Origin of the sequence: Mesorhizobium sp. WSM4904, from assembly GCF_029674545.1 — a bacterium.
In the GTDB taxonomy this organism is placed as follows: Bacteria; Pseudomonadota; Alphaproteobacteria; order Rhizobiales; family Rhizobiaceae; genus Mesorhizobium.
The window spans coordinates 1,593,627-1,615,222 of the sequence record NZ_CP121354.1 but is presented as its reverse complement, the minus strand read 5'-3'; the positions used below and the strand labels follow the sequence as shown (position 1 = coordinate 1,615,222).

Annotated in this window: 17 protein-coding genes and 1 tRNA gene; 3 read left to right on the top strand and 15 right to left on the bottom strand. The window is 61.9% G+C overall.

Going from position 1 to position 21,596, the window contains the following annotated elements; all coding sequences use genetic code 11:
• Positions 1 to 2 precede the first annotated feature (2 nt).
• The 5 genes from QAZ47_RS07515 to obgE form a co-directional block, all read right to left on the bottom strand.
• Positions 3 to 1,289, bottom strand: coding sequence for an MFS transporter (locus QAZ47_RS07515; RefSeq protein ID WP_278232810.1), 1,287 nt, complete (start codon positions 1,287 to 1,289; stop codon positions 3 to 5).
• Between the two features lie 216 nt (positions 1,290 to 1,505).
• On the bottom strand, positions 1,506 to 2,093 hold the full coding sequence (locus tag QAZ47_RS07510) for a nicotinate-nucleotide adenylyltransferase (RefSeq protein ID WP_278207792.1): 588 nt from the start codon (positions 2,091 to 2,093) through the stop codon (positions 1,506 to 1,508).
• 251 nt (positions 2,094 to 2,344) lie between these two features.
• On the bottom strand, positions 2,345 to 3,631 hold the full coding sequence (locus QAZ47_RS07505; protein ID WP_278232809.1) for a glutamate-5-semialdehyde dehydrogenase: 1,287 nt from the start codon (positions 3,629 to 3,631) through the stop codon (positions 2,345 to 2,347).
• A 76-nt stretch (positions 3,632 to 3,707) separates the two neighbouring features.
• A complete protein-coding gene (proB, locus tag QAZ47_RS07500) occupies positions 3,708 to 4,847 on the bottom strand; it encodes a glutamate 5-kinase (RefSeq protein WP_278232808.1) in 1,140 nt (379 codons plus the stop codon).
• Positions 4,844 to 5,881 (bottom strand): GTPase ObgE, encoded by a 1,038-nt coding sequence (gene obgE, locus QAZ47_RS07495; RefSeq protein ID WP_278232807.1) that lies wholly within the window; start codon positions 5,879 to 5,881, stop codon positions 4,844 to 4,846. Before obgE ends, proB begins: the two co-directional genes overlap by 4 nt.
• Before the next feature lie 203 nt (positions 5,882 to 6,084).
• Here obgE and QAZ47_RS07490 point away from each other — a divergent pair, with 203 nt between their 5' ends.
• The gene (locus tag QAZ47_RS07490) at positions 6,085 to 6,948 is read left to right on the top strand and encodes an endonuclease/exonuclease/phosphatase family protein (protein ID WP_278232806.1); all 864 of its coding nucleotides are present in this window, start codon (positions 6,085 to 6,087) and stop codon (positions 6,946 to 6,948) included.
• Between the two features lie 162 nt (positions 6,949 to 7,110).
• On the opposite strand, the gene QAZ47_RS07485 is transcribed toward QAZ47_RS07490, so the two are convergent.
• From QAZ47_RS07485 to rplU, 3 genes are all read right to left on the bottom strand, one after another.
• On the bottom strand, positions 7,111 to 7,698 hold the full coding sequence (locus QAZ47_RS07485) for a GNAT family protein (protein WP_278206054.1): 588 nt from the start codon (positions 7,696 to 7,698) through the stop codon (positions 7,111 to 7,113).
• 126 nt (positions 7,699 to 7,824) lie between these two features.
• Positions 7,825 to 8,094 carry a 50S ribosomal protein L27 gene (gene rpmA, locus QAZ47_RS07480; RefSeq protein WP_059189273.1) on the bottom strand — a complete coding sequence of 90 codons (270 nt, stop codon included), beginning with the start codon at positions 8,092 to 8,094 and terminating at the stop codon, positions 7,825 to 7,827.
• Positions 8,095 to 8,212: 118 nt separating this feature from the next.
• Positions 8,213 to 8,908, bottom strand: coding sequence for a 50S ribosomal protein L21 (rplU, locus tag QAZ47_RS07475; RefSeq protein ID WP_278232805.1), 696 nt, complete (start codon positions 8,906 to 8,908; stop codon positions 8,213 to 8,215).
• Between the two features lie 327 nt (positions 8,909 to 9,235).
• Between rplU and QAZ47_RS07470 the strand changes: the two genes are divergently transcribed.
• Positions 9,236 to 9,325 (top strand) — tRNA-Ser (locus QAZ47_RS07470).
• 114 nt (positions 9,326 to 9,439) lie between these two features.
• Entirely contained in the window at positions 9,440 to 10,762 is a 1,323-nt protein-coding gene (locus tag QAZ47_RS07465) for an integrase (protein WP_063169217.1), read from the top strand.
• 1,453 nt (positions 10,763 to 12,215) lie between these two features.
• On the opposite strand, the gene QAZ47_RS07460 is transcribed toward QAZ47_RS07465, so the two are convergent.
• The 7 genes from QAZ47_RS07460 to ccoG all read right to left on the bottom strand — a co-directional run bounded on the left by QAZ47_RS07460 (position 12,216) and on the right by ccoG (position 21,591).
• Complete coding sequence (locus QAZ47_RS07460) at positions 12,216 to 14,117, bottom strand: EAL domain-containing protein (protein WP_082826564.1); 1,902 nt, start codon at positions 14,115 to 14,117, stop codon at positions 12,216 to 12,218.
• Between the two features lie 175 nt (positions 14,118 to 14,292).
• On the bottom strand, positions 14,293 to 15,474 hold the full coding sequence (ubiM, locus tag QAZ47_RS07455) for a 5-demethoxyubiquinol-8 5-hydroxylase UbiM (RefSeq protein ID WP_024502870.1): 1,182 nt from the start codon (positions 15,472 to 15,474) through the stop codon (positions 14,293 to 14,295).
• Between the two features lie 280 nt (positions 15,475 to 15,754).
• Positions 15,755 to 16,372: a hypothetical protein gene (locus QAZ47_RS07450; protein ID WP_063169219.1), complete on the bottom strand. Its 618-nt coding sequence runs from the start codon at positions 16,370 to 16,372 to the stop codon at positions 15,755 to 15,757.
• Positions 16,373 to 17,100: 728 nt separating this feature from the next.
• Positions 17,101 to 17,256 carry a cbb3-type cytochrome oxidase assembly protein CcoS gene (ccoS, locus tag QAZ47_RS07445; protein WP_081714250.1) on the bottom strand — a complete coding sequence of 52 codons (156 nt, stop codon included), beginning with the start codon at positions 17,254 to 17,256 and terminating at the stop codon, positions 17,101 to 17,103.
• A 5-nt stretch (positions 17,257 to 17,261) separates the two neighbouring features.
• Positions 17,262 to 19,541: a cation-translocating P-type ATPase gene (locus QAZ47_RS07440; protein WP_063169220.1), complete on the bottom strand. Its 2,280-nt coding sequence runs from the start codon at positions 19,539 to 19,541 to the stop codon at positions 17,262 to 17,264.
• Positions 19,538 to 20,035, bottom strand: coding sequence for a FixH family protein (locus tag QAZ47_RS07435; protein ID WP_063169221.1), 498 nt, complete (start codon positions 20,033 to 20,035; stop codon positions 19,538 to 19,540). The genes QAZ47_RS07440 and QAZ47_RS07435 overlap by 4 nt, the downstream gene beginning before the upstream one ends.
• Entirely contained in the window at positions 20,032 to 21,591 is a 1,560-nt protein-coding gene (ccoG, locus tag QAZ47_RS07430) for a cytochrome c oxidase accessory protein CcoG (protein ID WP_063169222.1), read from the bottom strand. The genes QAZ47_RS07435 and ccoG overlap by 4 nt, the downstream gene beginning before the upstream one ends.
• Between the last annotated feature and the right edge of the window lie 5 nt (positions 21,592 to 21,596).

The window sequence follows — 21,596 nt, the reverse complement described above, 5'->3', positions numbered from 1 at the left end:
ATTCAGTCCTTGGCCGGCTTTGTGGGCTCGTCCGGCGCGAAGGCGAGTTCCACCGGCAGGGGCGTCTGCGCCGACATCGGCGCGAAGCTGCCGGTTGCGGCGGCAGGCGTCGGTCGCGCCGCAAACACCCGCCACAGCACGAACAGGCAGAACGCCGAAGCGATGAAGATGCCGACATAGATGAAGGTCTCGGTGCCGAAGACGGCTGAAAGCGCCGTGACGATGCCGGGCACGATGAAGCCGGACAGCGACCAGGCAAAGAGCAGCGAGCTCGACAGCGCCAGCAGCTCGTCCTTCCTGGCGCGGTCGGCGGCATGCGCGCTGGAGAGCGAATAGATCGATTCCGATGCGCCGTCCCAGATGAGATAGATCACCACCAGCGCCATCAGCGCACCGCCGTCGAAGGCGATGGCGAGCAGGCTCGCCACCACCGCGAGCGCCGCCGCGCCCGACAGCACATAGCGCCGGTCGGTGCGGTCGGAGAGCCAGCCGAGCGGAATCTGGAGGATCAGCGTGCCGACCGGCATCGCCGACAACAGCAGCGCGACATCCGCCTGGCTGTAGCCCTTGGCGGTGGCGTGGATCGGCGCGAAACCGGAAATGATCATCGACAGGCCGCCGACGGCGAGCATGCCGACTACGCCGACCGGCGAGATCTTCCAGGCCTGGCCGAGCGCCACCGAAGCCGCCTGCGGCGCGGGCGGCTGGGCAAGCCGCGTCATGCCCACCGGCAGGATGGACAAAGCGGTGAAGGCGATGCCGATCAGCGGCGCGGCCGCCGTGTGGATGTCGATCGCGGCGAGCGTCGCATAGCCGACGCCCAATCCGCCGATATAGGCGACATAGAACACCGCCATGACCCGGCCGCGTATGGCGTTCGGCAAGGCATCGTTGAGCCAGCTCTGCGCGACGATGAAGAGGCCGCAGATGGCAAAGCCATAGAGCGCCCGCGCCGCGATCCAGAGCAACGGGATCGGTCCAGCGCCGATCGCGACGTTGGAGAGCGCTATCAGCGCCGAAAGCACCATGAACGCGCGGGCATGACCGACCCGGCGCACCAATGGACCGGTCAGGATGCAGCCGGCAAGCCCGCCGGCCGAAAGGCCGGTGACGATCAATCCGGCCCAGGTCGGATCGAAGCCATCGGCGCCGAGCCGCACGGGAATGAAGGCGAACATCAGCCCATTGCCGATCGCGATCAGCGCCATCGACACGATGACGCTGGCAATGGCGATCAGCGGCGCCGATTGCGCGCCCGGATCGGTCGTGATGCGGCTCTTCTCCAGCATGGCTTTGCAGCATCGCCCGCCCGCGGGCGAAAAGCAGCCGTAAAAGCGACATGGCCAAACTTCCCTTCTCCCCTTGTGGGAGAAGGTGGATTGCCGCGAAGCGGCAAGACGGATGAGGGGTGCTCCATCGGAGTGAGACGCTGGCGTTCCCTGGAACACCCCTCATCCGTCGCCTTCGGCGACACCTTCTCCCCTAAGGGGAGAAGGTAAAAGCGCTCAACCCTTCCCCGCGTTGCGGATCGCGGTGGAGGAGAGCGACGAGCGCGGCCCGTGGATGAAGGTCCAGGCCGGCGCCCGCATGCGGGCAAGGAGCGGCGCGTCGCCTTCGTCGATGCGGGCATAGTCGAAGGTCTTGGCGACGACCGACGATAGGAAGGAGAGCGTGGCGCCCGGACGGTCGATGACCGCGATCGGGAAGGTGAGCACGATCTCGCGCCAGCGCTGCCAGCGATGGAAATCGCGCAAGCTATCCGCGCCCATGATCCAGACGAAGTCGACACCCGGATTGCGCGCCTTGATCAGCGCCAGCGTGTCGGCGGTGTAGCGGACATGATGCGCCGCCTCGAAGGCGGTGACCTTGATCTTCGGATTCCTGGCGATCTTTTCCGACAGCACGATGCGTTGGGCGAGCGGCGCCAGTTCATGTGCGCTTTTCAGCGGATTGCCGGGCGTCACGATCCACCACAGCTGGTCGAGCGCCAGCCGTCTCAGCGCGATCTCGGCGACCAGCGCGTGACCGGCATGCGGCGGGTTGAACGAGCCGCCGAACAGGCCGACGGCCAGCCCCCTGCCGGCATGCGGCATGCGAAGGTAAGGCGCGGGGACGGGGTGCTCGGGCTGGGAAAGCATGGTGCTAGGCACCCCCCTCTGCCCTGCCGGGCATCTCCCCCTCAAGGGGGGAGATTAGCAGCTCGATCGCAGGCTCAAATCTTGCGACGTCGGCAATTTGCGAAACCCCAAATGACAGCTGATCTCCCCCCTTGAGGGGGAGATGTCCGGCAGGACAGAGGGGGGTGGCTGGGCGCGGCACCCTCAGATCCTAGCGGCGAAAAACGTCAAGGCCTCACCTGTCCCGACCCGCGCACGCGGTACTTGAACGAGGTCAGCTGCTCGACGCCGACCGGTCCGCGCGCATGCATCTTGCCGGTGGCGATGCCAATCTCGGCGCCCATGCCGAACTCGCCGCCATCGGCGAACTGCGTCGAGGCGTTGTGCAGGAGGATCGCAGAGTCGATCTCGTTGAAGAATCTTTCGACCGCTTGCGCATCCTCGGCGACGATCGCCTCGGTGTGATGCGAGGAGAAGGTCTCGATATGCTCGATCGCGCCGGCGACGCCGTCGACCAGCTTCACCGCGATGATGGCGTCGAGATACTCCGTCACCCAGTCGGCATCGGTCGCCGGGCTGGCATCCGCGAACGCCTTCATCACCCCGGCATCGGCGTGGATCTCGCAGCCCGCCGCGCGCAGCGCTTCGAGGATCGGCACCAGATGGGTGGAGGCCACCGCGCGGTCGACCAGCAGCGTCTCAGCCGCGCCGCACACGCCTGTGCGCCGCATCTTGGCGTTGACGGCGATCCTCACTGCCATGTCGAGCTTGGCCGAGCGGTCGATATAGAGATGGCAGATGCCTTCGAGATGGGCGAACACCGGCACCCGCGCCTCGCTCTGCACGCGCCCGACCAGGCTTTTGCCGCCGCGCGGGATGATGACGTCGAGATTGCCGCCGAGACCTTTGAGCATCTCGCCGACGGCGGCGCGGTCGGTGGTCGGCACCAGTTGGATGGCATCTTGCGGCAGGCCGGCGGCTTTCAGCCCTTCGACCATGCAGGCATGGATCGCCGAGGACGAATTGATCGAATCCGAGCCGCCGCGCAGGATCACCGGATTGCCGGCCTTGAGACAAAGCGCGCCGGCATCGGCGGTCACGTTCGGGCGGCTTTCATAGATGACGCCGACGACGCCGAGCGGCGTGCGCACGCGCTCGATGTGGAGCCCGTTCGGCCGGTCCCATTCGGCGATGACGTCGCCGATCGGATCCTTGAGCGCGGCGATCTCACGAATGCCGTCGGCCATCGCCTTGATGCGCGACGGCGTCAGCTTCAGCCTATCCATGAAGGACGCCGAAAGCCCGGCTTCCTCGCCGTTCGACATGTCGACGGCGTTGGCCTCGAGGATCGCCTGCTCGTTGCGCAGGATGGCGTCGGCCATGGCGGCCAAGGCGTCATTCTTGGCCTTGGTGGTGGCGACCGCCAGCGGTCGGGCAGCAGTGCGGGCGCGGCGGCCGATGTCGGCCATCAGCGCTGCCGTGTCTTCCCCGGATTTTTCATGCAGCTTCAGCATGGTTCATCCTCCGCTGGGTCTTCCTTTTATCGCAATTCCGGATGGAAAACCGCGTCACACTTTTCCTGGAATTGCTCTAATCGCTGGCCAATACTTGGTCGCCGGCGACACTTACCACAAGGTCGTCGCGATGGATCATCGCCGAGCGCGCCTCGTAGCCGAGCACGGTTTCGATCTCGGCCGTCTTCAAACCCGCGATCCTTACGGCATCGGCGGCATCATAGGCAACCAGCCCGCGCGCGATCTCCCGGCCCTCGGGCGACAGGATCGCCACCGTGTCGCCGCGCGAGAAATTGCCGCTGACGAGCTTCACGCCCGCCGGCAGCAGCGACTTGCCCGATTTCAGCGCGCCGACCGCGCCGGCATCGACGGTGAGCCGCCCGGCCGGCTCGAGCTGGCCGGCGATCCAGGTCTTGTAGCCCTTCACCGGGTTGGCGCTCGGACGGAAGAAGGTCGCGCGCTCGCCGCGCTCGATCGCCATCAGCGGCGACAGCCGCGTGCCGGAAGTGATGATCATCGCCGTGCCGGCGGCGTTGGCGATCTTGCCGGCGTCCAGCTTTGTCCGCATGCCGCCGCGCGACATTTCGGAAGCGGCGGCACCTGCCATCGCCTCGATGTCGGAGGTGATGCGGTCGACCACCGAGATGAACTTCGCCTGCGGGTCCTTGGCCGGCGGCGCCGTGTAGAGCCCGTCGATGTCGGAGAGCAGCACCAGAAGGTCGGCGCCCATCATGGTCGCCACGCGGGCCGCCAGCCGGTCGTTGTCGCCGTAGCGGATTTCCGAGGTCGCCACCGTGTCGTTCTCGTTGATGACCGGCACCGCCTTCATCTTGAGCAAGGTCGAGATCGTCGCGCGCGCATTGAGGTAGCGGCGGCGCTCCTCGGTATCGCCGAGGGTCAGAAGGATCTGGCCCGATTTCAGGCCGTTCTTGCCGAGCGCGTCCGACCAGGCGCCGGCGAGCGCGATCTGGCCGACGGCGGCTGCGGCCTGGCTCTCCTCGAGCTTCAGCGCCCTTTTTCCCAAGTCGAGAATGGTGCGACCGAGTGCGATGGCGCCCGACGAGACGACGAGCACCTCCGCGCCGGCTTCGGCGAGCGCCGCGATGTCGTCGGCCAAAGAGGTCAGCCAGTCGCGCTTCAAGCCGCTCGCGCGGTCGACAAGCAGCGCCGAGCCGATCTTCACGGTGATGCGCCGGTATGTTTTCAGCGATTTCATGGGTTTTGCTGCCAGCGCGTGTCGACAGGAGCGGGGACGGCGTCGCGGGCCTCGGCGACAACCGCCATCAGTGCGCGCAGAACGGCCTCGACGCCTTCGCCGGTGACGGCCGACAACAGCATCGGCGCGCGGCCGGCGGCGCGCTTCAGCGACGCCGCCTTCTTCTTGCGGGCGTCCGCGTCGAGGATGTCGACCTGGCTGAGCGCGACGATCTCGGCCTTCTCGGCCAGCCCATGGCCATAGGCTTCGAGCTCGGCGCGCACGACCTTGTACGCCTTGCCAGGATTCTCCTCCAGCGCCGAGACCAGATGCAGCAGCACGCGCGTGCGCTCGACATGGCCGAGGAAGCGGTCGCCGATGCCGACGCCTTCATGCGCGCCCTCGATCAGGCCTGGAATATCGGCCAGCACGAATTCGCGGCCATCGATGCGGGCGACGCCGAGGCCGGGATAGAGCGTCGTGAAAGGGTAGTCGGCGATCTTCGGCTTGGCGGCGGTGACGGCTGCGAGGAAGGTCGACTTGCCGGCATTGGGCAGGCCGACGAGGCCGGCATCCGCGATCAGCTTGAGCCGCAGCCAGATGCTCATTTCCTCGCCCGGCTGGCCCGGATTGGCGCGGCGCGGCGCCTGGTTGGTCGAGGTCTTGAAATGCTGGTTGCCGAAGCCGCCATTGCCACCCTTGGCGAGCAGGAAGCGCTGGCCGACCTCGGTCAGGTCGCAGATCAGCGTCTCGTTATCCTCGGCAAAGACCTGGGTGCCGGCCGGCACCTTCAGTGTCACGTCGGCGCCCTTGGCGCCGGTCATGTTGCGGCCCATGCCGTGCATGCCGGTCTTGGCCTTGAAATGCTGCTGGTAGCGGTAGTCGATCAGCGTGTTCAGCCCATCGACGGCTTCCGCCCAGACATCGCCGCCGCGGCCGCCGTCGCCGCCGTCCGGGCCGCCGAACTCGATGAATTTCTCGCGCCGGAACGACACCGAACCGGCGCCGCCATCGCCGGAACGGATGTAAACTTTGGCCTGGTCGAGGAATTTCATCGGATTTTCGAGGTTTCTGCTGATTGCTTTGCGCGATTGCTCTAAACCAAGGCGGGGCCAAGGGCGAGGCTGTTTTGCGACGAAAGCGCTGGCACACGCTTTTGGGCACGCGGTGAACATCCCAGCACTGCCCGATTGGGAATAATTCCGCGCGACAACCGTTTCCGGTTTTCGCGGCCCCGGGTCAGTGTTGGAGTAGCGGAATGCAGCTCGTCACCTACAACATCCAGTACGGTATCGGCCTCGACGGCCAATACGATGTCGGCCGCATCGCCGACGCCGTGCGCGGCGCCGATGTCATCGCCCTGCAGGAGGTGACCCGCAACAACCCGCGCAACGGCGACCGCGACATGGTGGCCGAGATCGGCGAGGCGCTGCCGGACTATTTCGTCGCCTATGGCAGCAATTTCGAGGTCAATATCGGCTCGCGCCTGGATGCCGGCCGCGCCGTTACCCGGACCTTCCAGCTCGGCAACATGGTGCTGTCGAAGACACCCATTCATCTGTCGCGCAATCTCCTCTTGCCGCGCAGCCGCAGCCTGGAGCGGATGAACTTCCAGCGCGGCGCGCTCGAGGCGCTGATCGAGACGCCGCTGGGTTTCATCCGCTTCTACTCCACCCATCTCGACCATCGCAGCCCCGTCGAGCGCCAGAGCCAGATCCGTTTCCTGCGCCAGCGCCTGCTCAACTATGCGCTGGAAGGCGGCGGGCTTTCCGGCATTCCCGAGATCGGATTGCCGGACCTGCCTTATCCGGAGGCTTTCGTCGTCATGGGCGATTTCAACATGCTGCCCGGATCGCCCGAATATGTCGAACTCGCCGGACGCCCGGACCATGAATTCGGCATGCCGCTCACCGCCGACCTCGCCGTCGACGTCGCCCAGCGCCTTGACGTTTCCGATCTCGTCACCTGGATCGACCCCAAGCAGCCCGACGATACCGGCCGCCACAAATGCATCGACTATATCTTCACCAGCGCCTCGCTCGCGGGCTCGCTGAAGCGCCTGTGGGTCGACCGGCAGGCGCGTGGATCGGATCACCTGCCGGTCTGGGTCGAGCTGGGCTGAGCTTTCACCATCACGGCACCCAAGATGGATCGAGATTCAGGTCAGGCCGAGCCGAGAGCGGCGACTTCCGAGAACCGGAGCGGAGCGTGCTTGACGCACGTGAGCACCGGAAGCGCAGGAAGCCGCCACTCGCAGGCCGGCATCACCTGAATATCGACCCATCTAAAAATGCACCCAGTTGCGCAGGCTGGTCCACGTCTTCCGATCCAGTCGGTAGCGCTCGACCGGCACCTGGCCGGCGACGATCGAGTTCAGCATACCCTGGCCGGCATACTGGAAGCCGCACTTGTGGATGACGCGGCGCGAGGCCGGATTGATGACCCTGGTCGAGGCATGCAGCACCTGGATCGAGGTCTTCTGGAAGGCGAGGTCGACCAGCGCATGCGCAGCCTCCGTCGCATAGCCGCGCTTCCAGTAGGGTTCGCCGATCCAGTAGCCGAGCTCCAGCCCGCGATCGGTGATGTTGAGCCCCGCACAGCCGACGAAGGTGCCGGTGCCGGCAAGCGTCAGCGCATAGACGATGCCGGCGCGGCGGGAGGCCGCCATGGCGAGGAAGGCTCTGGCTTCGGCTTCGCCGTAGGGATGCGGCATGCGGGCCAGCATTTCCGCGACATGTCGGTTGTCGGCCAAGGCAACGAGTTGTTCGAGATCGCTCTCGCGCGGGGCGCGCATGACCAAGCGCTCGGTGGCGAGCACCGGGCAATCGATCGCGTAACTTTCGTCTTCGGTGTCTTCCGCTTCGGCAACCATTTTTAGTCCTCCAGGGCAAAGAAAAATGAAAAAGGAGAGATGGAAGCCCATCTCTCCTGATCCTTTTCCTGGCCTGGCCAGACACCGGTTCCCGAGATGGGCGCCGGTGTTATGGTGCGGAACCGGCTACTCCGCTGCTTTGGTAATCGGGTTTACCGACACGTAGGTTCGGCCGTTGGCTTTCTTGTTGAAGGCGACTGCGCCTGCCTCGAGTGCGAAAAGGGTGTGGTCCGTGCCCATGCCAACGTTGGTGCCCGGATGCCATTGCGTGCCGCGCTGACGAATGATGATGTTGCCGGCAACGACTGCTTCGCCGCCGAACTTCTTCACGCCGAGCCGCTTGGAGTGCGAGTCGCGACCGTTGCGCGACGAACCGCCAGCTTTCTTGTGTGCCATCTAACTAACTCCGATGCGCCGTGAGGCGCTTGAATGGTCTTATGAACGCGTTCGCGTTCCGTTTCAAGTGCGTACCGGCGATGATTGTCGCCGGCCGTCTTAACTTTCTTCGCTCGTCTTACTTCTTCGCCAGTTCCTTGGCCTGCTCGCGCCAGTCCTTGATCTGGTCGGCGCTGAACGGCATGTGCTCGTCGATCTTGGCGACATCCTTGTCGGTGAGCTTGGCGAGCTGCGCGAAGGTGACGATGCCCTGTTCGGCGAGGTCCTTCGCCGCGACCGGGCCGATGCCTTTGATGACCGTGAGGTCGTCCGGCTCGCCCTTCGGCGCCTTGAACAGCGGAGCGGCCTTGGCCTCTTCGTTCGAAGCCTCTGCCTTGGCTTCCTTCTTGGCCTTGGCCTCCTTCGGCGCGGCTTCTGCCTTCGCCCCGGCGGCGACCTCAGCCTTGGCCTCCGGCGCCTTGGCCTCGGCCTTCGCGGCGGCCTTCTTCGATGGCTTGGCGCCGCCCAGCAGGATCTCGGAGATCCTGACCGTGGTCAAAAGCTGGCGATGGCCGATCTTGCGGCGCGAATTCTGGCGGCGGCGCTTCTTGAAAGCGATGACGGTGCGGTTCTTGCCCTGCTCGACGACTTCCGCCGTGACCATGGCGCCATCGACGAACGGCGCGCCGAACGTCACGTTCTCGCCCTCGCCATGCGCGAGCACATTGCCGATCTCGACGATCTCGCCGACCTTGGCTTCGACTTTCTCGATCTTCAAGAGATCGTTGGCGGCGACGCGATACTGCTTGCCGCCCGTTTTGATGACTGCGAACATTTTTTGCCTTTCGCTGTTCGGTCGGCCTTGATGAGCCGCTTGAAGCGGTTCGGCCGTCTTTTTGTCAGTCTGCGGGTTCAAAAAACAAGCGGCGCGGAGAAGCCCCCACGCCGAATGCGGGCTGTCCCTAACCGAAGGTTGCGAAAGAGTCAAGGCAAGCGGACCCTGCTCTCGGAGAATGCCGCGAGCCGCGTTGCCGGCGAAGATCGTCGTCGCCTCGCCGACGCTTTTCCAAGAAGCGGGAAATCGGTCGAATAAGGCCTTGTAACTGCGGCAGCCAGCCGTTATCTAGTGCGCCGCGCCGGCAACGGCCGACCATGACCTCGCGGAGAGGTGGCAGAGTGGTCGAATGCACCGCACTCGAAATGCGGCATACTCGCAAGGGTATCGGGGGTTCGAATCCCTCCCTCTCCGCCATTTAGCTTCCATAAAAATCCTTTCCTTTCAAAAGCTTCCTTGTTGCGCTTGACCAGCACGAAGCGAAACATATCTTAGACTGTGTAACAAACTGTGTAACATTAGAGAAAGATAATGCGACGTTCCGCAGCGCCAAAGCCGCATAAACGTGAAGGCATCTGGTATCTCGTCCGCAGGGTGCCGAAGGAATTCGCGGCGTTTGATCGCCGCTGCCTAGTACGCATTTCCACGGGCGTCGCCGTGGCTGACGATCCCCGCGGTGTACGGGCGCGAGATGCAGTGCAAAGCCTCGGCGCGGGGCTGGAGGCGTATTGGCGTAGACTGCGGGAAGGCCAATCCGCCGAGGCGGGGCTGCGTTTCGAAGCCGCGAGGAAGCGCGCGCGGTCATTTGGATTGGCCTATCGCACTAACGAGGAACTAGCAGCGGGGCCGCTCGACGAACTCATGGCCCGTATCAAGCTGCTCCTCGACAAAAAATCGATCGAGGACGCGCAGGACGTCTCGGCCGTCATGGGTGGGGAGAAGCGGCCAGCGGTCCGCCTGAGCGGTCTTATCAAGGAATTCGAGACGATCGAGCAACAGAACTTGCTGACCATGTCGCCCAACCAAATCAAGAAATGGCGTAACCCCAAAAAGCGCGCAGTTGCCAATCTGGTTGGAGTCATTGGCGACAAGGAGATCGCAAGCCTCACTCGGGACGACGCAATCGCGTTCCGCGAGTGGTGGCAAAAGCGGATCGTTGAGGATGGACTTGATATCGGTACGGCCAACAAGGACATCGGCCATGTTTCGAAAATGCTGCGCGTCGTCGATCTGACTCACCAGCTCAAGCTGGAGCCGGTTTTTCGAAACCTGCGTCTTTCCGGCGCCGTCCCCGGGCAACGCGCTGCGTTCACAGCGGAGTTCATTCAGGAGAAGATACTCGCTGAAGGCGCGCTCGACGGACTCAATGACGAAGCCCGCCATCTAATCTATGTGATTGCCGATACCGGACTCAGGCTTTCTGAAGCGGCAAACCTCACCACCGAAACAATCCACCTCGATCGAGAAATCCCGCATGTGCGGGTGCGCCCCAATGGCCGTCGCTTGAAGACCGGTCATTCAGCCCGTGACATTCCCTTGGTTGGCGGCGCACTTGCAGCCATCAAGCTCCATCCGGACGGCTTTCCTCGTTATCGCGACAAGGCCGCGTCACTTTCAGCGCTCGTCAACAAGGTGCTCGCCAGCAAGGAACTTCTGCCGACTTCCGAGCATAGTCTTTATAGCCTGCGACACACTTTCGAGGACCGGCTGACGGCAGTTGAGGCGCCGGAGAAGGTAATTGCTTCTCTGATGGGCCACAAATGGATCCGGCCCAAATACGGCGCGGGACCTTCGTTAGCGCAAAAGCGCGAGTGGCTCCAAAAAATCGCTTTTACCCCGCCCGGGCGAATGTGATTGCGGCGCCATCCAGGCCTTGAGAACCAACCTCACGGCTCCAGCTGTCCGAGCCATTTAGGTTGAGCGTGGCCAGCACGCGCTGCGCTCGCTCGCGATTTCCGAGCTTCCGCCGCATTTGTTCGACCTCGTATTCCAGCCTTTCGAAGGTCGGTATATAGGCATCTCCATGCCGGATGACCAAGTAGGCGGCAACAGCTAGACACCATTCTAGCTCCGTGGCCGATGGATCGGAAAAAGGGGCGACGCCATACCAAGACGAGCAACGCCTCTCGAGGGCTTCCGAACTAGGCAAACGGCCAGCATGTGGCATGGGAAAGAAACCTATGCCTGATCGACGAACCTAAAGTGCTCACGAAGCTTGACCGGTACGCGGGCCATCGGAGGGTTCTGCCTAAAACCGCCAAAAATTTTGAAACACCCATTCATCCGGCTCGAATTCAAAGGGATCGGCGATTTTTGGGTTATGGCTTGCAAGCATAGTTCAGCCCAGACAAGAACGCCTGATATCTTGTCGTGCACTGTCACCCTGCCAAATATGGTGCCGGCGACAACGGCAGTTTGGCGAGCAGAAGAATTCCCGAGACTGAGACGTTCTACGGCTTGGCCCATGTTCGCGCTCCTCCTCGATTGGAGACAGGATGGGCCATATGGAAGCGAATAAAAGGAGGTTGGTGACGAGTCTCGGTAGTGGAGTAGAAACGGGTGGAAAAGCTTGCGCTATTCGCCATCGGCGCCGCTAAGCGCATTTGAGAGAAGGGGCAGCGATCGCCAAGAGATGACGTCCGATCGCAAGCCGGCTAGAAATGCGACAGTGACGCGCCTTTTTTGGCACGACCTTAGCACCCGATCGGGCCTCAGCTGGTCGTCGTTGCGCAGCCGATCGGGTGCGATTTTTATAAAGCTCTCTTGGCTTTAGCTTTGAGAGCCCGTCATCGAGACAAATGCAAGGGAACGGTCCGCCCCCTGGGGACATTCGACATGCCGTGGCAGCTTCCTATGGTGAGCCAGCGCATTCCGATACACGTTTTCCGCGCTCTACCGTTGCTCCAGCACCTGTGCTGAGGCTGAGCGCTTGATCAGGACCCGACCGCTGCTGTTGCGGGATGGTGACTGGGTTGAGGTCGCGAAGACCTTGACCGCGGGTACGTTGTTCATCCCGATGAGCGCTGAGCCGAGAAGCAGCCAAGAACGCTTCCCGTAATCGAATCCTACGGGAACCGCGAAACCAGCGTCCAAAGGACGCAATTCTCCGACGTCGTTCACTCAAGCTCATCTCGCAACTTGAACGCTTGTATGAAGCCGCTGCATGTGCGCCGGTGGACCGGATTGCTGCTATCCAAACCACGTGCTCAGTTTCGCCCCCGTAATAACTCTACCGTCCGAAACGGCTTTCGCGCGTCAGGTCCACCCCACATGAAAGTTCCGCGAGCAGCACGGACGGAGAGGCCGGTCACAACTCCTTCGCGTGCTCTTTTACTACCGAATCAAGTGCCAAATGGAGAGGCACTGCCTTAGAGAACAGGAAGCCCTGCGCGGTTCTGCAGCCAAGCTTGTACAGAGTTTGCCGATCTGCCTCTGTTTCAACGCCCTCGGCCATGACCTCGATCCCGAGCGTCCTACCAAGATCAATCACCGCTTTGACAAGCAGCCGATTCTCCCGGGACTTGGCTAAGCCGCGAACGAAGCCCTGATCTATTTTCACCTTCCTGATCCGACTGTCCTTGAGCGATGCCAACGTCGAAAAACCGGTGCCGAAGTCATCGAGCGCGATAGAAATGCCAGCATGTGAAAGCCGGGCGAGCTTTTCATCCACTCTGTCCGGATCCACTGGGGCTTCTTCGGTAATCTCGATGTCGAACATCGTTGCAGGGAGGTCTTTTGCCGCCAGACCATTAAGAATCATCTCGTCAATATCGCCAGCTTCCAACTCGCACGGTGAAACATTCATCGCCACACGAACATCACGACGGTCAGCTTTGACCAAGCCCTCGATAAGAGCGCAACAGTCGGCGAATACCGTTTGAGTTAGCAGCTGAAGCATTCCAGTTTCGCGTGCCGCTGTCATGATCTCGGGCGGAGAAATGGGACCGTGAAGCGGGTGAGACCATCTTAGCAAGGCTTCAAAACTGACGACGGCTTCAGTTTCGAGTCTTACGATTGGCTGAAACCAAGCGACCAAGCTTCTCATCGTTATCGCCGAATGAAGATCGCGTTCGATTGACTGGCGGCGTTGCAACTCCCGGGCTAGCTCGGCATCGAACAGACAAAATTCATTCCTGCCGCGGCGCTTAGCTGTGTAAAGGGCGATGTCGGCCCGCAACAACATTTCCGTTAGTCCGGGGTTTTCAGCCAAGTAGATTCCTATAGACGCTCCAATGCGGACTGATGCGATCCCAGGATAGGGGCGAGCAAGCTTGGCTATGAGATTGGACGCGAGATTGGTGGGAGAAGGAGAATTCTTTCGCGAAGAAAAAACCAGCACGAATTCATCCCCACCGATGCGGGCGAGCGTTGAGCCCTCCGGTGCTTCTTCCTCTATTCGGCGGGCGATCCTGGCAAGCAGCTCGTCACCCGTTCTGTGACCGTAGGTATCGTTGACAGATTTGAACCCGTCCAGATCAATCAGCATGGCCACAAAGGGTCCATCGGTGTTCTCAAACTGATCGATTGCATGTTCGAGGCCCCGCCTGTTGAGGAGCGCGGTAAGATGGTCCTCCCTGGAATTGCGCTCCATTTCCGCGGCAAGCCGCTCGGCTTGATGTCTCAGGCGGCTCGCGTCACGGAAGCGCGCTTGTCCAACGAACGAGGATCGAACCAGGCCGCCCTCGAAAAGCAGGACGGCAAAAGCCAGAATGTAGTTTTCCGGGGCTCCCTTCGTCAGCAAACATGCGGCGGCAATGAGGAGTGGCGGTGTGATGAAGCATATCGCTGCCGCAGCATATGAGCTGCCGTACGTGACCGCGCCAGCTGAAATGCCCGCCAGAATTATTAGATGCAGCGATGCTTGAGACGTCGTGTATCCAGCCGTTAGGACGGCAAGGAATGACCAGGTGAATCCCGCCAGAAGAGCAAGCCTGCCAAACCAGCGAAGCCGCAGCCAAACCCGTGTCAGATCATCCTGGACTCCGGGTTCCTTCAGCTGATGACGGGCGAGTGCAAGGCGGGCGGCATTTATCGCATTAACGACCGAAAACCAGGCCGCGCCAGCAAGACCGTTCCCGGAAAGGGCCTGCACGGTCAAAATCAGCCCGGACAGCACAATGCTTATCGGCATTGAGACGAAAAGGCCTGCCCTCAGATCAGCGAGCTGGTCCTGAAGGATTCTCGCCTCCAGCGGATCTTCTTTTTCCAAGGCTGGACGGGTCAGCTTGCTTACTCCTGCTTGTCCGCAGCCTATGCAGCCCCCCTGAAGGACGGGTTAATTCTTCAATCGGAGATCAGCGTCGGGGAGCAGGATTACTCCGGTGCATCATGCACTCTCTCATCGCTCGCCCAGCACGCGCAAAAATGCGACTGCTGGTGCAGTATCACCGCTGGAGCTCCGCCGAAATCCCATGCCGGACAAGGGGAACATGTTGGGCAAAGCGAAGCCCCAGATGCCTTGCAAGCCGTGCCGCCAGGTGGTCTCTGGAGTAGAGTCCAACCAATATGTTCGTTGCATGGTAGAGCGGCGCCGCCGACAGGCGCAGCCGCCTTTCGTATATATGCAGCATGTCGGGGTCGCCAACATTGCGGCCGTCGCGGCACGCAGTCATGATTCCACGGGCGAGTTGCTTCTGGCTGCTGAGACCGATGTTGAATCCGTGAGCGGTCACCGGGTGCATGCCGATGGCAGCGTCGCCGATGAGTGCGGCGCTCGGCGCCCGGAATTTGTGCGCCCAGGTCGTGACCAGCGGATAGGTGTGGCGCTTGCTTGCCAAGGTCATTTTTCCAAGGCGCCCTCGACACCGTTTCGTCAACTCCGACAGGAACAAATCATCATCGAAGGCAAGCAGTCTATAGGCCTCGTTTGAGCGCAATGTGAGCAGCAGCGACGACATGCCCTCCGCGAGGGGCAATATCGCTATCGTCTGATGGTGATCGAACCATTCGATGGCGATCTGGTGGTGGGCGCGCTCGTGCCTCACTCGGCAAATCAGCATCGAGTGGCCAAGCCGGTTGATATCGGCGCCGATGCCTAGCAGATCACGCGTGGCGGACAAACGCGAATCCGCGGCAACAACCAGCCGAGCAGTTAAACGCGCGCCATTAGAGAGCGTTACGACTGCTCCTTCTTGGCTGTTTGTTGCATCGACGACCGAGTGGCCGCACAACAGCCGGGCGCGATCCTGCAAGCGGACGATTTTGAACAGCGCCTCGCGGATCCGGCAATTTGGAACCAAAACCCCCAGCGGTTCTCCAGAGTTGCTGGGAGGATCGAAACGAAGAGCGAATGCGCTCGAGCCGTTGAGCACGCGCGCGCCTTGAAGTGCTGATTTGTCCGAAGCCGGGATGACATCCCAGGCGCCGAGCTCGCGAAGGGTTCTGATCGAAGCGTTGGTCAGCGCGATTTCGCGACCATCGAAAGCCGGATTCGCCAGACTATCGAATGTGTTCTGTTCAACAACTGCCACCTTGAGTTCGCTTTGGGCAAGCGACGCAGCGAACGAAAGGCCGACCGGGCCGGCTCCAACGACAACGATGTCAAAATTATCGTCAGAGCCCATCAGCGTGCCGCCATCCGGTCGCCTATCCTCGTGTAACGGTGGAACTGAGCCGAGTGACATGAGCTCCGTGCCCGCCGCATTGCCTAAAGGCGCTGGGCCGGGAGATTCGCATCGATCGGCAACGAAGCACTCAAAGCGCTCAGAGGTGGATGCGGCTAACCGATCCCGCCCTTTCGCCGCGCAGCCGCGCAGATCGCCGCCAGCAAGCGAGACACTCGCGACGCTGGTCAGCGACGGCCGCGCCGCATCGATCGCCACATTCCACCTGGAACCCTTGCGCATACTACTCACGCTCCACGACGTCGAAGCGGGCTCTCTTGCGAGGGTGAGGGTATCGAACGTAGCGCTCTCTCTCGTCATCCCAGCCAAGGTAGCGGAAACTTTTATCCACGACCGCGCATATCTCATCAAGAACCTGCTGCATGGCTTCGATGTCGATGTCCTTGCAATTCAGTCGCCGATAGAGCAAAGCCCACGCGGCGACATAGTCGTCGAAATAGCGCGCGTCACTCGAACCAATGATCAACTTCGGACGGTTGATCGATTTCGAAAACGCACGTCCCAACCCCGATGATGCTCCGCAGCACGTTGACATCACGAGGATCTTCGGCGCTGGATGCGAGCCCTGGAACATTTTTACGAAGTCAGCCCAAAGAAGGCCACTTCGCCCACTGGACGAAGCGATCCCGTCACCATTGCCGTGCCCGGCGATGTGAAGCACGTCGCACTCCGCCTCCATCGCTCGTACTACAGCCTCACCAAATTTCGTTCGGTTCAACGCCATTTGGAGCTCCGCGCGGATGTTGACAGCCTTTAACAAGTGCTGCACGATCGGTCCCTCTTGCCTGTCGGCGAAGTAGTCATTTGCATTGTGGCAGTCGATGATGTGTACGGTGTTCATGGTACTCCAGCCGCTTGTTCGTTCATCGTCGTGACGAGCGGACACCACGCGCGCGGAACCGCGTGACGTGCGCTGGGTTCCGGTACCGTCGCATAGCCTCAAGGCGCGGGCCGGGAATCGGGATGGATCGGCAACGACGCACACAACCCATCAAAGGCGAAAGCTGTTGATCGGCCCCCTGTCCGCGCAAGCCACGCGGATGGTCAGCCAGCAAGCGAGATACACACGACGCCGGTCAGCTAATGGCTGCGCCGTAAGCACAAGGCATGGCCGACCACACGACAGAAAACCCAGAACCGTGAAGGTGCTGATAATGACGACCAATCTTTCCGTAAGTCATGCATTTCTCCGTCGAAGACTGGTCAATAGACCACGCCGATGAGTATGACCCTGATCTGGATCAGCCAGACATGACCAATCGGCACTGGCGGTTCACGGTCAGGTGATCGACCGTGACGTTCCACTTTGGAACCCGTGCGCACATTGCCAAGCTCTCGTCCGGCCACGCGAGGTACTCTCGTGGCATCACACGCCTCATACTGGGTGCAATGGGAGGCAGTCCTTCGCACGACAGAGGCTTTTCACAAATGTAGTGTGCAGCTTAGGTCAAGATGGTCATGGAGCATGGAGCATGGAGCATGGAGCATGGAGCATGGACAGCTTGTTCCCGACCGAGCCGGCTCGACTGACGAGCGCGATCCGCGCATCTTATGCACAGCGGATTGAAATCAGCGTTCCGGTTTGTCGTCCCGATCAATTAGTATCCGCTCGGCGGCTCCGTCGAGATCTTCGTATTGACCGCTTCGCAATGCCCAGACGAAGCCGGACACACCCAGTGCACCCAGAAAAAGGGCCACTGGTATGAGATAGAGCAACGTCGTCACGAGGATTATGCCGAATAGCTGACTGCGGAGCGTCCGACTTTTTGAATAACTTGCAGCGTCGCATTCGCCCCGAAGCCGTGCAAGCGCAATGCGTTTCCAATAACAAGCACCGATGAGGCAGACATGGCAATCGCCGCTAACAAAGGCGTGGCGTGGCCCAGGATGGCGATCGGCACGGCGACGGCATTGTAGACGATCGCAATCGCGATGTTCTGGCGGATCAGGTGTCCCGCCTTGCGCGAGACGTCCAGCGCGAGAGGCACTGCCAGAAGGCTTTCGCGCAGGAATACGAAGTCGGCGGCATTGCGGCCAATGTCGGCGGCGGTGGCCGGAGCGATCGAGACATGCGCCGCGCTCAGCGCCGGCGTGTCGTTGAGGCCGTCGCCAACCATCAGAACCTTGTGTCCGTCTTTCGCCAGGGTCTCGATGCGCTCGACCTTGCCCGACGGCAGCAGGCACGGAACGAAGTCCTCGACACCCAGCATTCTTGCAACTTCACCGCAGGCACCTGCGGTATCGCCCGACAGCATTTGCATCGACACCCCAGTATCGTTCAATCGCTTGATCGCCGCCGCCGCGTCGGCGCGCAGCGCATCCTCGAAATCGAAGGTCGCGACAATGAACCCGTCTTTTGTCAGCACCGTTCCGCCATAGCCATGGTTGCCTTCACCACCGGTCCGGGCCTTCCATCCAGCCCATCCGCGTCGACCCAGCCGCCAGATGCTTCCGGCGACAGTGGCTTCGATCCCGAACCCCGGATGCTCTGTGACGGCATCGAATTTGTGTTGCCCGCCAGGAGCGGCAAAGCCGGTTATGGCCTTTGAAAACGGGTGACGCGAGTGCGCGGCCATGTCTGCCGCGATTGCCAGCATGGCCGGATCGATCGACGATGCATTGAGGAGCCGGGGTTGTCCGAGCGTGAGCGTTCCGGTCTTGTCGAACACTGCGTTATCAATCGTCGCCAGGCGCTCCATGGCCGAACCGTCCTTGACCATGATGCCGTTCTCGAACAGACGCCGCGCGGCGACCACCTGAACGATCGGTACGGCGAGGCCGAGCGCGCACGGGCAGGTGATGATCAGAACGGCAATGGCGATCGTCATCGCCCGGTGCCAGTCGCCCGTCGCCGCCATCCAACCCAGGAATGTCACGAAGGCGGTGAGATGAACCACGGGCGCGTAGAGTGCCGACACGCGATCAGCGATGCGGCGATAGTGCGCGCGACCGCCCTCTGCGGCTTCCATCAGCCGAACCATTTCGGCGAGGAACGAATCCTTCGCGGCGGCGGTCGCCTCGATCGTCAGCGGGCCGGTAAGATTGAGCACGCCGGCCTGCACGGCTTCGCCCGGCGCCACGTTTTTCGGCGCGCTTTCGCCTGAGGCCAGCGAGCAGTCGAGATCAGACGCTCCGTGGATGATCTTGCCGTCGACGGGGATCCTTTCACCGGCCGCGATCAGCAGCTGCATCCCCGGTTCGATCTCGCCAACCGGCAGATAGTCGCGCGCGCCATCGCCGCGCAGCACCATGGCGCCGCGTGCGGCCAGCTGCGACAGGCCTTTCACCGCGGTGCGGGCACGTTCGCGCATCACGTGATCCAGCGTCCTGCCGATCAAAAGGAAAAAAAGCAGCGAAACCGACGCGTCGAAATAGGCGTGGTCGCCATGGTTGATCGTCTCATAGAGGCTCATGGCGTAAGCGAGCGACACTCCGACCGCGATCGGCACGTCCATGTTCATGCGGCCGTGGCGCAGTGCATTCCAGGCCGAGCGGAAGAAGATGCCGCCGGCGAAGGCGAGCGCTGGGATGGCGATCAATGCGGAGACCCAGTGAAACAGGTCGCGGGTAGCCCCTTCGGCCCCGGACCAGACAGAGACCGAAAGCAGCATGATATTGCCCGCCGCGAACCCGGCAACCGCGACGGCGCGGATCAACTCCGAAAGCGTCCTGTCCTTTTCATCAATCTCGGGGGCGAAGAGATGCGCCTGGTAGCCGAGCCGTCCAAGCGCGGCGACGAACGGTGGAACCTCGTCGCCACGCCAGCGGACCGAGACCCGTTTCGTCGACAGGTTGACGCGGGCGCTCTCGACGCGATCGAGCGTTCCCAACGCCGTCTCGATCGTCTGGATACAAGCTGCGCAATGAACGCTCGGCACCGAAAGATCGGTTTGGCGGAGATCATCTCCAAGCGATCGGCTCGCCAGCCTGATCTCTTGACTAGACGGCAGGACCGACGTGGTGCTGCCCAGATCAAGCGCCATTTCGGCGCCCGGTGCACAACAACTCATTTCAGCGCTCCATGGGAAATCATGATCCTGCGGACTTCGCGGTAGGGCTCGGCCAGACCGGCGTCAGCGTCGACTTCGACGATCCAGACGCCATCCTTCGGCATGTGCTGGGCTGCGAATTCCTGGCCGGAGGCGAGGGCGAGGTTGACCGCCTTGTCCTCTTTCTCGTAGGCGGGATGGCGAAACAGCACCTTGACGCCATGCAAGGCAATCGGCTTGCCGACGGCGTCGGTAAGGCTATAGCGGACCTCGCCCCATGCGATGGTCAGCTTGCCGGTCCAGCCGAGCGCTGCCTGCGCCCGCCCCTCCTCGGCCTTCTTGTTGAACTGCTGGCTCGCCACATAGGTGTTTTCGACGACAAGGCCGGTCCAGCTCGTGTTGGCGAGCGTTGCCATCGTCAGATTGACCGCGATGACCACCCCGAAAAAGGCTAGGATGATGGCCAGCATGTGCCTGCCGGTGAATACGCGGGGTTTTTCAGCGTTAGCGGTCATCTGGCAGTCTCCGGCGCGTTGAAGGTGGCGGTGTATTCGTCCGCCTCGAAGCTCGCCTTGTCCTCGACACGGAACTTGAAGGTCTGCGCTGTGCCCTGGATTTGATCCGCCGGCTGGCGCACGAAGACCTTCAGCATTTTCAGGCGGTCGGGTTCGACCGGAATGGCAAAAGAACGGCCTTCCGGGATGTCGTCGCCGACCACGCTCATCTCGGCGCCCTGCAAGCCTTGAATCGCGACAACGATCGTCCTTGGCTCGGGGATCATGTTGAGCAGCTTGACGGTGTAGCCGTTGCGGATCGAGCCGTCGGACAGCGTGACAAATTGCGGATTGCGATCATGCAGCACGTTGACTTCGAGCCGATCGCGCGTCAGCAGCGAATAGAGCAGACCCAGGCCGATCAGCGACCAGATACCCATGTAGACGTAGGTGCGTGGCCGAAAGATCTTGCGGATATGGAAATGCGCCACCTTGTCGGAGAACAGGCCATCAGCGGTCCTGACCTGCGACGGGTTGACTGAACTGGAGCCGCCCGCGGTCGCCAGCATCATGTTGGCGTTGTAGTCGGACAGTGTCGCATAGGAGATCAGCCCGCGCTCCTTGCCGAGCTTGTCCATGACCCCGTCGCAGGCGTCTATGCACAGCGCGCAGGTGATGCATTCCATCTGCTGGCCATCGCGGATGTCGATCCCCATCGGGCAGACCGCGACGCAGGCATTGCAGTCGACGCAGTCACCGACCGGCAGCCCTGCGGCAAGGACCTTCTTGGCGTGGCGAGAACGCGGTTCGCCGCGCCAGTCATTGTAGGTGACGGTGAGAGAACTTTCGTCGAGCATCGCTGCCTGGATGCGCGGCCATGGGCACATGTAGGTGCAGACCTGCTCGCGCATCAGACCGCCGAACGTGTAGGTGGTAGCCGTCAGCACGGCGACAGTGATGTAGGCGACGGGTGGCGCGGTGCCGGTGAAGAGTTCGCCAACCAGCGTCGGCGCATCGGCAAAATAGAAAATCCAGGCGCCGCCGGTCGCCGCACCGATGACCAGCCAGACGGCGTGCTTCGATAAGCGCAGCATCAGCTTGCGGGCGGTCCAGGGGCCTGCATCGAGTTTCATGCGAGCGTTACGGTCGCCCTCTATCGCACGTTCGACGACGAGGAACAGATCGACCCACACCGTCTGAGGGCATGCATAGCCGCACCAGGCACGGCCGACAGTCGAGGTGATCAGGAAAAGACCGACGCCCGCCATGACCAGGAGGCCGGCCACATAGAAGAATTCCTGGGGCCATATCTCGATGAAGAAGAAGTAGAAGCGCCGGTTCGCGAGATCGAGCAGGACTGCCTGGTCCGGGGCAAATGGACCGCGAGCCCAAGGCAGCCACGCAGCCAGGTAATAGATGCCAAGTGTGATCGTCATCACCAGCCATTTGAAGCGACGAAAGTTGCCCGAGGCGCGCTTCGGAAAGATCTTTTGACGCGCGGCATAAAGCGGCTTGCGGGTTTTGGCGGAATTGACAGTTTCTGTTTCGAGCCCTGTCAACTGCGTCTTGTCACGCATGTGCA

Coding starts and splice junctions, on each gene's coding strand:
- QAZ47_RS07450 (WP_063169219.1), bottom strand. CDS start 16,372: ATGAACACCGTACACATCATCGACTGCCACAATGCAAATGACTACTTC.
- QAZ47_RS07515 (WP_278232810.1), bottom strand. CDS start 1,289: ATGCTGGAGAAGAGCCGCATCACGACCGATCCGGGCGCGCAATCGGCG.
- QAZ47_RS07465 (WP_063169217.1), top strand. CDS start 9,440: ATGCGACGTTCCGCAGCGCCAAAGCCGCATAAACGTGAAGGCATCTGG.
- QAZ47_RS07505 (WP_278232809.1), bottom strand. CDS start 3,631: ATGCTGAAGCTGCATGAAAAATCCGGGGAAGACACGGCAGCGCTGATG.
- rpmA (WP_059189273.1), bottom strand. CDS start 8,094: ATGGCACACAAGAAAGCTGGCGGTTCGTCGCGCAACGGTCGCGACTCG.
- obgE (WP_278232807.1), bottom strand. CDS start 5,881: ATGAAATTCCTCGACCAGGCCAAAGTTTACATCCGTTCCGGCGATGGC.
- QAZ47_RS07485 (WP_278206054.1), bottom strand. CDS start 7,698: ATGGTTGCCGAAGCGGAAGACACCGAAGACGAAAGTTACGCGATCGAT.
- QAZ47_RS07490 (WP_278232806.1), top strand. CDS start 6,085: ATGCAGCTCGTCACCTACAACATCCAGTACGGTATCGGCCTCGACGGC.
- QAZ47_RS07435 (WP_063169221.1), bottom strand. CDS start 20,035: ATGACCGCTAACGCTGAAAAACCCCGCGTATTCACCGGCAGGCACATG.
- rplU (WP_278232805.1), bottom strand. CDS start 8,908: ATGTTCGCAGTCATCAAAACGGGCGGCAAGCAGTATCGCGTCGCCGCC.
- proB (WP_278232808.1), bottom strand. CDS start 4,847: ATGAAATCGCTGAAAACATACCGGCGCATCACCGTGAAGATCGGCTCG.
- ccoG (WP_063169222.1), bottom strand. CDS start 21,591: ATGCGTGACAAGACGCAGTTGACAGGGCTCGAAACAGAAACTGTCAAT.
- QAZ47_RS07440 (WP_063169220.1), bottom strand. CDS start 19,541: ATGAGTTGTTGTGCACCGGGCGCCGAAATGGCGCTTGATCTGGGCAGC.
- QAZ47_RS07510 (WP_278207792.1), bottom strand. CDS start 2,093: ATGCCGCATGCCGGCAGGGGGCTGGCCGTCGGCCTGTTCGGCGGCTCG.